The organism is Cereibacter changlensis JA139 (assembly GCF_003034985.1).
Lineage (GTDB): Bacteria > Pseudomonadota > Alphaproteobacteria > Rhodobacterales > Rhodobacteraceae > Cereibacter > Cereibacter changlensis.
Genome location: NZ_PZKG01000003.1, coordinates 47,390 through 61,999 on the forward strand (window position 1 = coordinate 47,390; position 14,610 = coordinate 61,999).

General features: G+C 69.3%; 13 protein-coding genes. 11 read left to right on the forward strand and 2 right to left on the reverse strand.

Going from position 1 to position 14,610, the window contains the following annotated elements; genetic code table 11:
• Positions 1 to 11: 11 nt before the first annotated feature.
• The 8 genes from purH (at position 12) to C5F48_RS01570 (ending at position 9,762) form a co-directional block, all read left to right on the forward strand.
• Complete coding sequence (purH, locus tag C5F48_RS01535; protein WP_107662142.1) at positions 12 to 1,601, forward strand: bifunctional phosphoribosylaminoimidazolecarboxamide formyltransferase/IMP cyclohydrolase; 1,590 nt, start codon at positions 12 to 14, stop codon at positions 1,599 to 1,601.
• A gap of 1 nt (position 1,602) precedes the next feature.
• Positions 1,603 to 2,145 (forward strand): signal peptidase II, encoded by a 543-nt coding sequence (lspA, locus tag C5F48_RS01540; protein ID WP_107662143.1) that lies wholly within the window; start codon positions 1,603 to 1,605, stop codon positions 2,143 to 2,145.
• Between the two features lie 53 nt (positions 2,146 to 2,198).
• Positions 2,199 to 2,723, forward strand: coding sequence for a DUF3035 domain-containing protein (locus C5F48_RS01545; protein WP_107662144.1), 525 nt, complete (start codon positions 2,199 to 2,201; stop codon positions 2,721 to 2,723).
• 212 nt (positions 2,724 to 2,935) lie between these two features.
• Entirely contained in the window at positions 2,936 to 3,934 is a 999-nt protein-coding gene (locus C5F48_RS01550; RefSeq protein ID WP_107662145.1) for a glycosyltransferase, read from the forward strand.
• A 106-nt stretch (positions 3,935 to 4,040) separates the two neighbouring features.
• The gene (locus tag C5F48_RS01555; RefSeq protein ID WP_170139533.1) at positions 4,041 to 5,438 is read left to right on the forward strand and encodes a M16 family metallopeptidase; all 1,398 of its coding nucleotides are present in this window, start codon (positions 4,041 to 4,043) and stop codon (positions 5,436 to 5,438) included.
• Positions 5,435 to 6,742 (forward strand): M16 family metallopeptidase, encoded by a 1,308-nt coding sequence (locus C5F48_RS01560; protein WP_107662146.1) that lies wholly within the window; start codon positions 5,435 to 5,437, stop codon positions 6,740 to 6,742. The genes C5F48_RS01555 and C5F48_RS01560 overlap by 4 nt, the downstream gene beginning before the upstream one ends.
• A 42-nt stretch (positions 6,743 to 6,784) precedes the next feature.
• The gene (gene mutL, locus C5F48_RS01565; protein ID WP_107662147.1) at positions 6,785 to 8,629 is read left to right on the forward strand and encodes a DNA mismatch repair endonuclease MutL; all 1,845 of its coding nucleotides are present in this window, start codon (positions 6,785 to 6,787) and stop codon (positions 8,627 to 8,629) included.
• Positions 8,629 to 9,762: a DNA recombination protein RmuC gene (locus C5F48_RS01570; protein ID WP_107662148.1), complete on the forward strand. Its 1,134-nt coding sequence runs from the start codon at positions 8,629 to 8,631 to the stop codon at positions 9,760 to 9,762. Before mutL ends, C5F48_RS01570 begins: the two co-directional genes overlap by 1 nt.
• Positions 9,763 to 9,934: 172 nt before the next feature.
• Here C5F48_RS01570 and C5F48_RS01575 read toward each other — a convergent pair whose 3' ends face one another.
• Positions 9,935 to 10,573 (reverse strand): ChrR family anti-sigma-E factor, encoded by a 639-nt coding sequence (locus tag C5F48_RS01575; protein WP_107662149.1) that lies wholly within the window; start codon positions 10,571 to 10,573, stop codon positions 9,935 to 9,937.
• A gap of 11 nt (positions 10,574 to 10,584) precedes the next feature.
• Positions 10,585 to 11,130: a sigma-70 family RNA polymerase sigma factor gene (locus C5F48_RS01580; RefSeq protein ID WP_107662150.1), complete on the reverse strand. Its 546-nt coding sequence runs from the start codon at positions 11,128 to 11,130 to the stop codon at positions 10,585 to 10,587.
• 215 nt (positions 11,131 to 11,345) lie between these two features.
• Here C5F48_RS01580 and C5F48_RS01585 point away from each other — a divergent pair, with 215 nt between their 5' ends.
• From C5F48_RS01585 to C5F48_RS01595, 3 genes are read left to right on the forward strand one after another with little or no spacing between them, the layout of a single operon-like run.
• Positions 11,346 to 12,638, forward strand: coding sequence for an NAD(P)/FAD-dependent oxidoreductase (locus tag C5F48_RS01585; protein WP_107662151.1), 1,293 nt, complete (start codon positions 11,346 to 11,348; stop codon positions 12,636 to 12,638).
• Entirely contained in the window at positions 12,635 to 13,390 is a 756-nt protein-coding gene (locus C5F48_RS01590) for a DUF1365 domain-containing protein (RefSeq protein WP_107662152.1), read from the forward strand. The genes C5F48_RS01585 and C5F48_RS01590 overlap by 4 nt, the downstream gene beginning before the upstream one ends.
• Positions 13,387 to 14,607: an MFS transporter gene (locus C5F48_RS01595; protein ID WP_107662153.1), complete on the forward strand. Its 1,221-nt coding sequence runs from the start codon at positions 13,387 to 13,389 to the stop codon at positions 14,605 to 14,607. The genes C5F48_RS01590 and C5F48_RS01595 overlap by 4 nt, the downstream gene beginning before the upstream one ends.
• The last annotated feature ends 3 nt before the right edge of the window (positions 14,608 to 14,610 follow it).

Below are 14,610 nucleotides of genomic sequence, written 5' to 3' on the forward strand. Positions count from 1 at the left end.
GGAGAAAGCTGATGACGAACCTCGTGCCCGTTGGCCGCGCCCTGCTCTCTGTCTCTGACAAGACCGGATTGCTGGATCTGGCAAAGGCGCTGGCGGCGCAGGGGGTGGAGCTGATCTCCACCGGCGGCACCGCCTCGGCTCTGCGCACGGCCGGGCTCGCGGTGCGCGACGTGGCCGAGGTGACCGGCTTTCCCGAGATGATGGACGGGCGGGTGAAGACGCTGCACCCGATGGTGCATGGCGGTCTCTTGGCGTTGCGCGACGATGACGAGCATCTGGTGGCGATGGCCGCGCACGGGATCGAGCCGATCGACCTGCTGGTGGTGAACCTCTATCCGTTCGAGGCGGCGGTGGCGCGGGGCGCCTCCTATGACGATTGCATCGAGAACATCGACATCGGCGGGCCGGCGATGATCCGCGCCGCGGCGAAGAACCACCGCTTCGTCAACGTGGTGACCGATATCGCCGATTACGCGCCGCTGCTGGCCGAGATGAAGGCGAATGACGGGGCGACCTCGCTCGCCTTCCGGCAGAAGCTGGCGCTGACGGCCTATTCGCGCACCGCGGCCTATGATGCGGCGGTTTCCGGCTGGATGGCCGGCGCGCTGAAGGAGCCGGCGCCGCGGCGGCGGGCCTTCGCCGGGCAGCTCGCCTCGACGCTGCGCTATGGCGAGAACCCGCATCAGAAGGCGGCCTTCTACACCGACGGCACCTGGCGGGCCGGCGTGGCGACGGCGCGGCAGCTGCAGGGCAAGGAGCTGTCCTACAACAACATCAACGACACCGACGCGGCCTTCGAGCTGGTGGCGGAGTTCGACCCCTCGGAAGGTCCGGCCTGCGTGATCGTGAAGCATGCCAACCCCTGCGGCGTGGCGCGTGGGGCGACGCTGGCCGAGGCCTATGAGCGCGCCTTCGACTGCGACCGGACCTCGGCCTTCGGCGGGATCATCGCGCTGAACCAGCCGCTCGACGGGCCGACGGCGGAGAAGATCTGCGAGATCTTCACCGAGGTGGTGATCGCGCCGGGCGCCGATGCGGCGGCGCGCGAGGTGTTCTCGGCGAAGAAGAACCTGCGGCTGCTGACCACGATGGGGCTGCCGGACCCGATGGCGAAGGGGCTGATGTTCAAGCAGGTCGCCGGCGGCTTCCTGGTGCAGGACCGGGATTCGGGCCATGTCGACGCGCTGGACCTGAAGGTGGTGACCCAGCGCAAGCCGACCGAGGCGGAGCTCGCCGACCTGCTGTTCGCCTGGACCGTCGCCAAGCATGTGAAGTCGAACGCCATCATCTATGCCAATGATGGCGCGACGGTGGGCGTCGGCGCGGGGCAGATGAGCCGGGTGGATTCGACGCGGATCGCGGCGCGCAAGGCGCAGGACATGGCGCTGGGGCTGGGGCTGGCGCAGCCCTTGACCGTGGGGTCGGTGGTGGCGTCGGATGCGTTCTTCCCCTTTGCGGACGGGCTTCTGGCCGCGGCCGAAGCGGGCGCCGTGGCGGTGATCCAGCCGGGCGGGTCGATGCGCGACGCCGAGGTGATCGCGGCGGCGGATGCGGCCGGGCTGGCGATGGTCTTCACCGGCCAGCGGCATTTCCGGCACTGAGATGCGGCTGACCGCGCTCACCGCGCTGATCGTCTTCGTGCTGGACCAGCTGACCAAGGTCGGCGTGGTCTGGGGGCTGAACCTGGCCGAGCGTGGCGGGATCGACGTCATCCCGCCGTTCCTGACCTTCCGCATGGCCTGGAACCGGGGGGTGAACTTCGGCATAGGCGCCGGCGAGGGCGACCTGATCCGCTGGGGGCTGATCGTCGTGTCGCTGGTGATCTCCGGCTGGGTCTGGGTCTGGGTGTCGCGCAGCAACCCGTCGAGGCTGGCGCGGCTCTCGGGCGGGCTCCTGATCGGCGGGGCGCTGGGCAATGTGATCGACCGGGTGCTCTATGGCGCGGTGGCGGATTTCCTGAACATGTCCTGCTGCGGCTTCGAGAATCCCTATGCCTTCAACGTCGCCGACATCGCGATCTTCGCCGGCGCCATCGGGCTGGTGCTGTTCACCGGCGAGCCGGGCGGCAAGGCGAAGACGGGCGGCAAGGCGGGGGGCGGCAAGCCTGCTGCGGCGCGTCGCAAAGGCGATGGAAAGACCCCGTGACGGGGCGCGCGCTTTGCGCTAAAGACGGTTTGAATGGATTGAGGAGGCAAGGCATGCGGGCAGGACGGGGCGCTTTTGCGGTCGCGGGACTGGCTTTGCTGATGCTCGGCGCCTGCTCGGATGATGACTCGCTGATGAACATCCGGGCGACGGGCAACGGGCCTGACGAATTCGGCATCCAGCCGGTGAAACCCCTGCAGATGCCGGAGAATCTGGCGGCGCTGCCGACGCCGACGCTGGGCGCATCCAACCGCACCGACCCGACGCCGACCGCCGATGCGATCATCGCGCTGGGCGGCAACCCCTCGGCCGGCGGCGGCATCCCGGCGGGCGACGCCACGCTGGTGTCGCAGGCCGGGCGCTTCGGCGTCGAGGGCAATGTGCGGCAGGTGCTGGCCACCGAGGATTACGCCTTCCGCCAGCGCAACGACGGCCGGCTTCTGGAGCGGGCGTTCAACGTGAACGTCTATTACAAGGCCTACCGGCCGATGTCGCTGGACCAGCAGGCCGAGCTGGCGCGCTGGCGCAGCGTCGGCGTGCGCAACGTCTCGGCCCCGCCGCCGCCGGTGGAAGAATAACTCCGCAGACTTTCTGCGCCTGACCGGGGTGACGGACGCGAGAAGCGCCTGCGGAAGGCGCTGATCCGCCTTCCCGGCGGCGCGTCCCTGCGAAAAGCCGCGCCGCGGCGAGAAAGCGCGCCGGCCCGGCTTGCCCCTCGGGACAAAAGCCCCATCATCCTTTCTCGCTTCCCCCGGGAAGCAAAAGTCATTTTTTACAAAGACCTTGGATCATGACCGCAAGACGTCGCATCGATCTCTTCTATCACGGCTACGAGGTGAAGGCGCTGGACCGGCCCTTCGGGCAGGGCCTGTCGAGCCTCTATCTCGCGGCGCGCACCGGCTATCGCAGCCTGCGGCGTCGGCAGCTCTATACCGGCTTCTACACCGCCTTCTGCAACCTGCGCAGCGGGCTGGAGGCGCTGGGCATGGAGGTGCATGTCAACGATTTCGCCCATGCCCGCCGGCATCCGGATCAGGTGATCGGCATGGCCGGCTTTTCCGATGTCTACAACCGGGTGCAGCTGCCGAACCCGGCGGTCTTCGGCCCCGGTTTCGTGCCCTATCCCGAGGATCTGGACCGGGTGACGGCGGGCTGCAACATCCGCATCTTCACCCAGCCCTCGGAGTGGTATTGCCGGATCTGGCGGCCGAAGCTGGGCGACCGGGTGCAGCCGATGTTCGTGCCGATCATGCTGCAGGACTGGCCCGACCTGTCGGCGGCGCCGAAGACGCATGACGTGGTGATCTACGACAAGATCCGCTGGCATCGCGAGGAGCGGGCGCCGCTGGTGCTGGAACGCCTGCAGCGCCATCTGGCGGCGCGCGGGCTGAGCCATGTGGTGCTGCGCTATGGCGCGCACCGGCTGGCGGAGTTCCGCGCCGCGCTGAGCGGCGGACGGGCGATGGTGTTCCTCTGCGAGCACGAGACCCAGGGCCTTGCCTATCAGGAGGCGCTGGCCTCGGGCATTCCGGTGCTGGCCTGGGACGAGGGCGAGCTGGTCGACCCGCAGGAGCGCCGGATCGCGCCGCCGGAGCTGAAGGCCTCGACCGTGCCCTATTTCGACGGGCGCTGCGGCGAGACCTTCACCCTGGCCGAGATGGAACAGCGGTTCGACGGGTTCTGGGCCGGGCTTTCCGGCTACAAGCCGCGCGACTATGTCGCCGAGGCGCTGAGCCCGGAGCGCAGCGCGCGGCTCTATCTCGACCTGCTTGACCGCGCGGCGGGCTGAGCCGGGCTTCACAAGGCCGTTGGTCGGCGGGGTCGGGGCTTGCGTGAGCGGCCCCCGGCAGTAGCTTGCACGGCAGAACGGGCTGACCTTTCTGGAAGGATATTCGATGCTGCTGCGCCGACTGGGCTTTGCCGCCTTTGCGGGTCTCGCGCTTTCCTCGCCGGTGCTGGCCGAGACGGTGAGTGATTTCACCCTGGAGAACGGCATGGAGGTGGTGGTGATCGAGGATCACCGCGCCCCGGTGGTGACGCATATGGTCTGGTATCGCGTGGGCGCGGCGGACGAGCCGGCGGGCCATTCCGGCATCGCGCATTTCCTCGAGCATCTGATGTTCAAGGGCACCGACACGATGGCGGCGGGCGAGTTTTCCGACACGGTGGAAGCGCAGGGCGGTGACGACAACGCCTTCACCTCCTGGGATTACACGGCCTATTTCCAGCGGGTTGCGGCGGATCGGCTGGACCTGATGATGCAGATGGAGGCCGACCGGATGCGGAACCTCCAGCTGACCGAGGAGGACGTGACGACCGAGCGGCAGGTGATTCTGGAGGAGCGCAGCCAGCGCACCGACAGCGATCCGGATGCGCTGTTCGGCGAGCAGCGGCGCGCGGCGCAGTATCAGAACCACCGCTACGGCGTGCCGATCATCGGCTGGCGTCACGAGATGGAGCAGCTGGACCGCGACGACGCGCTGGCCTTCTACGAGCGGTATTATGCGCCGAACAACGCGATCCTCGTAGTGGCGGGCGACGTGACGCCCGAGGCGGTGCGCGCGATGGCCGAGGAACATTACGGGCCGCTGCAGCCGACGGAAGGCCTTCAGCCGCGGATGCGCCCGACCGAGCCGCCGCAACTGGCGGAGCGGCGGCTGAGCTTCAGCGATCCGCGCGTGGCGCAGCCTTACGTGATCCGCAGCTATCTGGCGCCGGAGCGCAATGCGGGCGACCAGAAACAGGCGGCGGCGCTGACGCTGCTGGCCGAATTGCTGGGCGGCAGCGGCACGACCTCGGTTCTGGCCAAGGCGCTGCAGTTCGGCGATGCCAAGGCGGTCTATACCACGGCCTTCTATGACGGCGGCTCGCTGGACGTGGGCAGTTTCGGCCTCGCCATCGTGCCGGTGCCGGGGGTGTCGTTGCAGGAGGCCGAGGAGGCGATGGACGGGGTGATCGCGCAATTCCTCGAGGACGGGGTGAACCCGGAGGATTTCGAGCGGATCAAGGTGCAGATCCGCGCCGCGGACATCTACGCGCGCGACAACGTGGACGGGCTGGCGCGGCGCTACGGTCAGGCTTTGACCACCGGGCTGACGGTGCAGGACGTGAAGGACTGGCCCGCCGTGCTCGACGCGGTGACGCCGGAGGAGGTGCTGGCGGCGGCGCGCGAGGTGCTGGACCGCAGGCAGGCGGTGACGGGCTGGCTGGTGCAGGACGAACCCGAGCAGGTGGTTCCGGTGCAGGGCGGCGCTGCTGCCGTGCCGGCGCAGGTTGAAGGAGAGACCCAATGATGCTGCGTCTGGCTGCGGCCCTGATCCTGTTCGCCCTGCCCTTGCGGGCGGAAGTCGAGATCAAGGAAGTCACCTCGCCCGGCGGCATCACCGCCTGGCTGGTGGAGGAGCACGAGCTGCCCTTCACCGCGCTGGAGATCCGCTTCAAGGGCGGCACCAGCGTCGACCAACCGGGCAAGCGCGGGGCGGTGAACCTGATGACCGGGCTGATCGAGGAGGGCGCGGGCGATCTGGATGCGCAGGGCTTCGCCACGGCGCGCGACGATCTGGCGGCGACCTTCTCCTTCCGGGCCAACACCGATGCGGTGGGCGTCTCGGCCCGGTTCCTGAGCGAGAACCGGGATCAGGCGGTGGCGCTGCTGCGCTCGGCGCTGGTGGAGCCGCGCTTCGATGCCGATGCGCTGGAGCGGGTGCGGGGGCAGGTGCTGTCGGGGCTCGCCTCGGATGCGAAGGACCCCAATGCACTGGCGGGCCGGGCCTTCGACGCGGCGGCCTTCGGCGATCACCCTTACGGCACGCCGGGCGACGGCACGGTGGAGAGCGTGACCGCGCTGACCCGCGACGACATCGTGGCGGCGCACAAGGGGGCGCTGGCGCGGGACCGGATCTATGTCTCGGCGGTCGGGGATATCACGGCGGAGGATCTTGGGGCGCTGCTCGACAGGCTCTTGGGTGATCTGCCGGCGACCGGGGCGGAGATGCCGGGGCAGGCGGAGTATCGGCTGGACGGCGGGGTGACGGTGGTGGAGTTTCCGACGCCGCAGGCGGTGATCGCCTTCGGTCACGAGGGGATCACCCGCGACGATCCGGATTTCTTCGCGGCCTATATCCTGAACGAGGTTCTGGGCGGCGGGCGGTTCGGCGCGCGGCTGATGACCGAGGTGCGCGAGAAGCGCGGGCTGACCTATGGCATCGGCACCTATCTCGTGCCGATGGACCATGCCGAGCTCTACATGGGCCGCTTCGCCAGCGGCAATGCGGTGGTCGGGCAGGCGATCGACATCGTGAAGGCCGAATGGGCGAAGGCCGCGACCGAGGGCATCACCGCCGAGGAGCTGGCGGCGACGAAGACCTATCTGACCGGCTCCTATCCGCTGCGCTTCGACGGCAACGGGCCGATTGCCGACATTCTGGTGGGCATGCAGATGGAAGACCTGCCGATCGACTATCCGGTGACGCGCAACGCCAAGATCGAGGCGGTGACGCTGGAGGATATCAAGCGGGTGGCGGCGCGGGTGCTGAAACCCGAGGCGCTGCATTTCGTGGTGGTGGGCCAGCCCGAAGGCATCGCCTCCGACGGTTGAGGCCTGTGGCCGAATCTGGAGGGTCATGCTAACTCTGGTGGCATGACCCTGCAGAGCAACAATATAAGCCCTTCCCGCCCGGTGATCCGTCAGCTCAACGAGGCCGCGATCAACCGGATCGCGGCGGGCGAGGTGGTGGAGCGGCCGGCTTCGGCGGTGAAGGAGCTGGTCGAGAACGCGCTGGACGCGGGCGCGCGGCGGATCGCCATCGACTATGCCGATGGCGGCAAGACGCTGATCCGGGTGACCGACGATGGCTGCGGCATGACGGCGGAGGATCTGCCGCTGGCGCTGAGCCGCCATGCCACCTCGAAGATCGACGGGTCGGACCTGTTGAACATCCATTCCTTCGGCTTTCGCGGCGAGGCCTTGCCCTCGCTGGGCGCGGTCGGGCGGCTGACGATCCATTCCCGCGTCGAGGGTGGCGAGGGCGCCTCGCTGGCCGTGGCGGGCGGGCGGATGGAGGGCGTGCGCCCCGCGGCCTTGACCTGCGGCACGGTGGTGGAGCTGCGCGACCTGTTCTACGCCACGCCGGCGCGGCTGAAGTTCATGCGCACCGACCGGGCCGAGGCGCAGGCCATCGGCGAGGTGGTGAAGCGGCTGGCGATGGCCGAGCCCGCCGTGGGCTTCACCCTGCGCGACGTGTCGGGCGGCGAGGCGCGGGTGATGTTCCGCTGCGATCCCGAGCAGGGCGACCTGTTCGACGCGCTGCACGGGCGGCTGGCGCGGGTGCTGGGGGCGGAGTTCGCCGAGAACGCGCTGAGGATCGACGCGGAGCGCGAGGGGATGCAGCTTCTGGGCTATGCCGCGCTGCCGACCTATTCGCGCGGCTCCGGCGCGGCGCAGTTCCTGTTCGTGAACGGGCGGCCGGTCTTGGACCGGATGCTGTTCGGCGCGCTGCGGGCGGCCTATATGGATGTGCTGAGCCGCGACCGGCATCCGGCGGCGGTGCTGAACCTGATCTGCGATCCCGAGCGGGTCGATGTGAACGTGCATCCGGCGAAATCGGAGGTGCGGTTCCGCGAGGCGGGGCTGGCGCGCGGGCTGATCGTTTCCGCCTTGCGGCAGGCCCTGGCCGAGGCGGGGCACCGGGCGTCCTCGACCGTGGCGGGGGAGACGCTGCAGGCGTTCCGGCCCGAGCCTCAGCCGATGCCGCCGCGGGTCTATCAGATGGACCGGGCCTCGCAGCCGACGCTCGCGCGGGCCTATGCGTTCCAGGCGCCGATGCAGACCGAAGTCCAGCCGGTGATGCAGGGCTTCGCCGAGGCGCCCTCGGCCCGGGTGGAAGCGCCGAGCGTGGGCGAGGAGGCGCGGCCTCTGGGGGCGGCGCGGGCGCAGGTGCATGAGAATTACATCATCGCCCAGACCGAGACCGGGATGGTGATCGTCGATCAGCATGCGGCGCATGAGCGGCTGGTCTATGAGCGGCTGAAGCGGCAGCGCGACGGGGCGGGGATCGCGGCGCAGGCGCTGCTGATCCCGGAGATCGTCGATCTTTCGCCGGGGGATGCGGGGCGGCTTTTGGACATGGCCGAGGAGCTGGCGCGGCTTGGGCTTGGCATCGAGGCTTTCGGCGGCAGCGCCATCGCGGTGCGCGAGGTGCCCGCCATTCTGGGGCAGGTCGATGCGGCGGGGCTGTTGCGCGACATTCTCGACGATCTCGATGATGTGGGCGGCAGCGACCGGGTGCAGGCGCGGATGGATGCGATCCTGAGCCGGATGGCCTGCCACGGCTCGGTGCGCTCGGGGCGGCAGATGCGCGCCGAGGAGATGAACGCGCTGTTGCGCGAGATGGAGGCGACGCCGCTTTCGGGCCAGTGCAACCACGGGCGGCCAACCTATGTGGAGCTGAAACTGGCCGATATCGAGCGGCTGTTCGGCCGCTGATGATCACGATCAACGGACAGGTCTATGCGTGGGACGACCCGCTGGTGCTGGCCATCGGCGGGGCCGTGCTGTTCCTGTCGATGCTGGTGCTGATCCTCCGGGCGGCGGGGCGGTCGGGGCGGCTGGTCTTGGGCGAGCTCGGCTGGCTGGCGCAGCGGGTGCAATCGCTGGCCGAGGGGCAGGAGCGGCTGGCGGGCGGGCTGCATCATGTGTCGGAGACGCAGGCGGTCAGTCAGGGCGCGATCCTGCAGGTGATGGAGCAGCGGCTGGCCGAGGTGCAGCGGGCGATGGGCGACAGCCTGCAGGGCTCGTCGGTGCGCACGGCGCGGAGCTTGGGCGAGTTGCAGCAGCGGCTGGCGACCATCGACAAGGCGCAGGAGAATATCGAGCGGCTGTCGGGCAATGTGCTGAGCCTGCAGGATATACTCTCGAACAAGCAGACGCGCGGCGCCTTCGGCGAGATCCAGCTGCATGACATCGTGCTGAAGGCGCTGCCCTCGGACAGCTACACCATGCAGGCGACGCTTTCCAACGGGCGGCGGGCCGATTGCCTGATCCACCTGCCCGCGCCGCCGGGGCCGATCGCCATCGATGCGAAATTCCCGCTGGAGGCCTATGAGGCGCTGCGCCGGGCCGAGACGCCGCAGCAGGTGCTGGAGGCGCAGCGGGCGCTGCGCGGGTCGGTGCGGGTGCATCTGCGGGCGATTGCCGAGAAGTACATCCTCGAGGGCGAGACGGCGGAGGGGGCGCTGATGTTCCTGCCCTCGGAAGCGGTCTATGCCGAGCTGCATGCCAATTTCCCCGAGGTGGTCCGCGAGGGTTTCGCGCTGAAGGTCTGGATCGTCTCGCCCACCACCTGCATGGCGGTGCTGAACACCATGCGGGCGGTCTTGAAGGACGCGAGGATGCGCGAGCAGGCCGGGGCGATACGGCGCGAGCTGTCGGAGCTCTACCGCGACATCGAGCGGCTGGGGGTGCGGGTGGAGAACCTCGACCGGCATTTCGGGCAGGCGGCGAAGGATATCGAGGAGATCAAGATCTCCTCCGAGAAGGCCGGCAAGCGCGCGCGGCGGCTGGATGCCTTCGACTTCGAGGAGCTGGAGCAGGCGCCTGTGGGGCGGGCTGCGGAATGAGGCTGCTGCGCGCGGCGGGGCTGCTGGGTGGGGGAACTTCAGCCGGAGCCTTGGTGCGCAATGAATGCGCACCCTACGGGAGAGGGGGCCGTAAGGTAGGATCATACGCCACGGGGCATGGGGGGTGCTAGGGTTGGGTGGAAGCCCCACCCTACGCCCCCCCGGAGGCAGGTCAGATCCGGAAGAACGGTTGCACAAGCCTCGGGATCAGGCTGTTGAAGCGCAGGGGGGCGTCGGTGGCGGCGAGGCAGATGCAGGCCTCGCCGGGCTCGGCGACCGGGGTGTGCTGCAGGTCCTCGGTGGCGATCTCGATGTCGCCGCGGCCGAAGCGGTCGGTGGCGTCGGTGAAGGCGCCCTGCAGCACCAGGGTCAGTTCCATGCCGCGGTGGCCGTGGTCGGGCACCGCCTGTCCGGCGGGGATGTAGAGCAGCCGGGCCGAGGCCAGCCGGTCGGTCGGCAGGATCGACTGGCGCACCCCCATGCCCAGCGACTGCCATTTCACGATGTTCAGCGTGCCGCCGATGTAATCGGCCAGCGGTTCCGGCGTGGCGATGTCGCCCTGGGGCGAGCGGCGGATCGGGGCGCCGCCATCCAGCCGGGCCATCACCTGCGCCAGGCTGTGCTCGCCCATCCGCGCCGGGGCGACCTCGTCCAGCAGCGCGCCGCCGACGGCGTCATGCGCCGCGGAGCGGGCCCGGCACTCGTCGCAGAGCGAGAGATGGGTGGCGACCACCAGGCTGAAGGCCTCGGGCAGCACGCCCGCTGAATAGGCTGTCAGCAGCTGGTCGGAGATATGGTGCCGGATCGTCATCGTGTCAGCTTTCAACTCATGTGGTGGCGCAGGCGGTCCAGCGCCAAACGGATGCGCGACTTGATCGTTCCCAGCGGCAGGCCGGTTTCGGCGGCGATCTCGCGATGCGAGAGGTCGCCGAAATAGGCCCTTTCGATCAGGGCGCGCTGTTTCTCGGGCAGGCAGGCCAGTGCGGCCGCCAGCCTTCCGGTTTCCTGCTGCATCTCGAAAGCCTCGGCCTGGTCGGGCTCTGGCTCCGGTCCCCAGTCAAGATCCTCCGGTTCGGGGCGGCGCGACTTGCGCAGCGCGTCGATCCGGCGGTTCCGCGCGATGGTGAAGACCCAGGTCGCCACCGAAGCCCGCGCGGGGTCGAAGAGATGCGCCTTCTGCCACAGGGTCGCCATGACATCCTGGGCGCATTCCTCCGCCAGCGCCTCGGAGGCGCCGGATTTCATCAGGAAGCCCTTCACCCGCGGCGCGAAATGCCGGAACAGGCTGGCGAAGGCCGCCCTGTCCCGACTGTCGCGGACCGAGAGCAGCAGGGCCGCCCAATCCGTCTCGTTCTGTTCGCCCGTCACGTCCGGTCTGGCCCCGCATGATCCTGCGAGGTGACCATAAGCATCCCGCGGTCGGGACGCATCCGGTATTTCGGTTCGTCTTTCAGCATCCGGGAGGTTTACGCAGCGGGCCGCTCTCCGGATCACCCGGATGCTGCGACAAACTGTCATGTGGGCGATTCTGATCCGTTAAAGACTTTGCGGCGTATGGTTTTGCAAACAGAGCGGAGTGTCGGATGCCTTTTGAGACGGTGAAGTTTGCCTCCCGGCGGGTGGCGGTGATCGGTGGCGGCATCTCGGGCATGGCGGCGGCGCATCTTCTGTCCCGGGATCACGCGGTGGTGCTGTTCGAGGCCGAGCCGCGGCTGGGCGGTCACGCCCGCACGGTGATGGCGGGCAAGCGGGGCGATCAGCCGGTGGATACCGGCTTCATCGTCTACAACAAGGTGAACTATCCGCATCTGGTGCGGCTGTTCGACGAGCTGCAGGTGCCGGTGACCGAAAGCGACATGAGCTTTGGCGCCTCGGTGCGCGGCGGCAAGCTGGAATATGCGCTGCGCAACCTGGGCGCCATCTTCGCGCAGAAGCGCAACGCGCTGGACCCGCGCTACTGGGGCATGCTGATGGACATCCTGCGCTTCAACGCCCATGCGGCGGAGCATGCCGATGATCCGGTGATGACGATCCGCGACCTGCTGGCGAGGCTCGGCTCCGGCGCCTGGTTCCGCGACTATTACATCCTGCCGATCTCGGGCGCGATCTGGTCGACGCCGTCGCAGGGCATCCTCGATTTCCCGGCGCAGGCGCTGATCCGCTTCTTCCAGAACCACGCGCTCTTGTCCCATACCGGGCAGCACCAGTGGTACACGGTGCTGGGCGGGTCGGTGGAATATGTCCGGCGGTTGCAGGCGGCGATGGTCGGGGCCGGCGTCGACCTGCGGCTGGGCGCAGCGGTGGCCGGGGTGCGGCGGATCGAGGGCGGGGTGCAACTGCGGGCCGCGGGCGGCGAGTGGGAGGGCTTCGACGAGGTGATCTTCGCCACCCATTCCGACGACACGCTGCGGCTGTTGTCCGACGCCACGCCGCAGGAGCGGCAGGCGCTGGGCGCGGTGCGCTACCAGCCGAACGAGGCGGTGCTGCATGCCGATCCTTCGGTGATGCCGAAGCGCAAGGCCGCCTGGGCCTCCTGGGTCTATGTCGAGCCGGTGAAGCCGGAGGCGGAGCGGATCGACCTGACCTATTGGATGAACTCGCTGCAGCCGATTCCGCAGGACGATCCCTTGTTCGTCACGCTGAACTCCAACCGGCCGATCCGCGAGGAACTGATCCATGATACCGTCACCTTCCGCCACCCGGTCTATGATCTGGCGGCGCAGCTCGGGGTGGCGGCGGTGAAGGTGATGAACGGAGCCAACAACACCTGGTTCTGCGGGGCCTGGATGCGCAACGGCTTCCACGAGGATGGCTTCGCCAGCGCGGTGGATGTGGTGCAGGCGATGCGCAGCCGGATCCTGGCGGCGGCGGCATGAGCCGGGTCGATCACATCGGCGGCAAGACCTTCCACGGCCGGCGCGGCGCGGTGGAGAACACCTTCCGTTACTCGATTGACTACGTGCTTTTGGACCCCGCCGCGCCGGAGGGCGGGCCGGGGCTGTTCTCGCGCAACCGGGCCAACCTGTTTTCGGTGCAGGACCGCGACCATGGCGGCGTGCCGGGCCATGGCCGCGGCCTCGCCTGGGTGCGTGAGGTGCTCAGGGCGCATGACGCCGCCGGCGCCGAGAAGGTGCTGCTGCTGACCCAGCCGCGCGTGCTGGGCCATGTCTTCAACCCGGTGAGCTTCTGGCTCTGCCACGATGCCGAGGGGGCGCTGCGCTCGGTGATCGCCGAGGTGACCAACACCTTCGGCGACCGGCATTCCTACCTCTGCGCCAAGGCCAATGGCGCACCGATCACCCGCGAGGATACGCTGGCGGCAAAGAAGATCATGCATGTCTCGCCCTTCCAGGAGGTGGCGGGCGGCTACAGCTTCCGCTTCGACATCGGGCCAAAACGGGTGGGGATCTGGATCGACTATTCCAACGGCGCCGACGGGGTCTATGCCACGCTGACCGGGCCGCGGCGGCCCCTGACCAATGCGGCGATCCTGCGCGCCTGTCTGCGCCGGCCCTTCGGGTCGCGCCGGGTGCTGGCGCTGATCCATTGGCAGGCGCTGAAGCTGGCGGTGAAGGGCGCGCGCTACCGGCCGCGGCCCGCGCCCCCGGTCGATGACGTGAGCCGGTGACCAACGGGCTGCCGCGCTGGGCGCTGTTCGCCGGACTGATCGCGGCGGCAGGTCTGCCGATCTACATCCATGCGCCGAAGGCCTATGTCGATCAGTATGGCGTCGGGCTGGGCGCGCTCGGCGCGGTGCTGGCGCTGCTGCGGCTGGTGGATGTGGTGCAGGACCCGGCGCTGGGCTGGCTGGCCGAGGCCGGGCGGCGCTGGCGTGGGGCGATGGTGGCCGTGGCGGCGGGGCTGATGGCGCTGGCGATGCTGGCGCTCTTCGCCGTGACCCCGCCGGTCGCGCCGCTGCTGTGGTTCGCCGGCGCGCTCTTGGTGCTGTTCTCGGCCTTCTCCTTCCTCAGCATCGCCTTCTACGCCGAGGGCATCCCCAAGGCGCGGGCGCTCGGCCCCGGCGGGCATCTGCGGCTGGCGGGCTGGCGCGAGGGCGGGGCGCTTCTGGGCATCTCGTTGGCGGCGGTCGCCCCGGTGGCGCTGGCGGGGTTGCAGCGGCCCTTCGCCGCCTTCGCGCTGGGCTTCGCCGTATTGGCCGCGCTGGCGGTTTGGGCGATGCGGCGCGAGTGGAGCGGGGCGGCGGTTGACGCGCCGAGGCCCGATCTCAGGGCAGCCCTCGCCGATCCGGTGACCCGGCGGTTGCTGCTGCTGTCCTTGGTGAACGCCGCGCCGGTGGCGGTGACCTCGACGCTGTTCCTGTTCTTCGTCGAAAGCCGGCTGCAGGCGCCGGGGGCGGAAGGACCGCTGCTGCTTCTCTTCTTCCTCTCCGCCGCCGTCTCGACCCCGGTCTGGAGCCGGCTGGCGATCCGCTTCGGCGCGCGGCGGGCGCTGCTGGCCGGCATGGCGCTGGCGATCGTCGCCTTCGTCTTCGCGGCGCGGCTCGGAGCGGGAGATACGGTGGCCTTCGCCGCGATCTGCGCCGCTTCCGGCGCGGCGCTGGGGGCCGACATGACGCTGCTGCCGGCGATCTTCGCCCGGCATCTGGCCGGAACGGGGGGCAACGAGGCGACGGGCTTCGGCCTCTGGTCCTTCGCCTCGAAACTCTCGCTGGCGCTGGCCGCAGCGCTGCTGCTGCCGCTGCTGCAGGCCGGCGGCTTCACCCCCGGCGCCGACAATGCCGAGCCGGCGCTGCGGCTGCTGACGCTGCTCTACGCCGTGCTGCCCTGCGGGCTGAAACTGCTCGCCATCGCCCTCTTGACCCGTATCCCCCTGCCGGAGGCCTGAGCC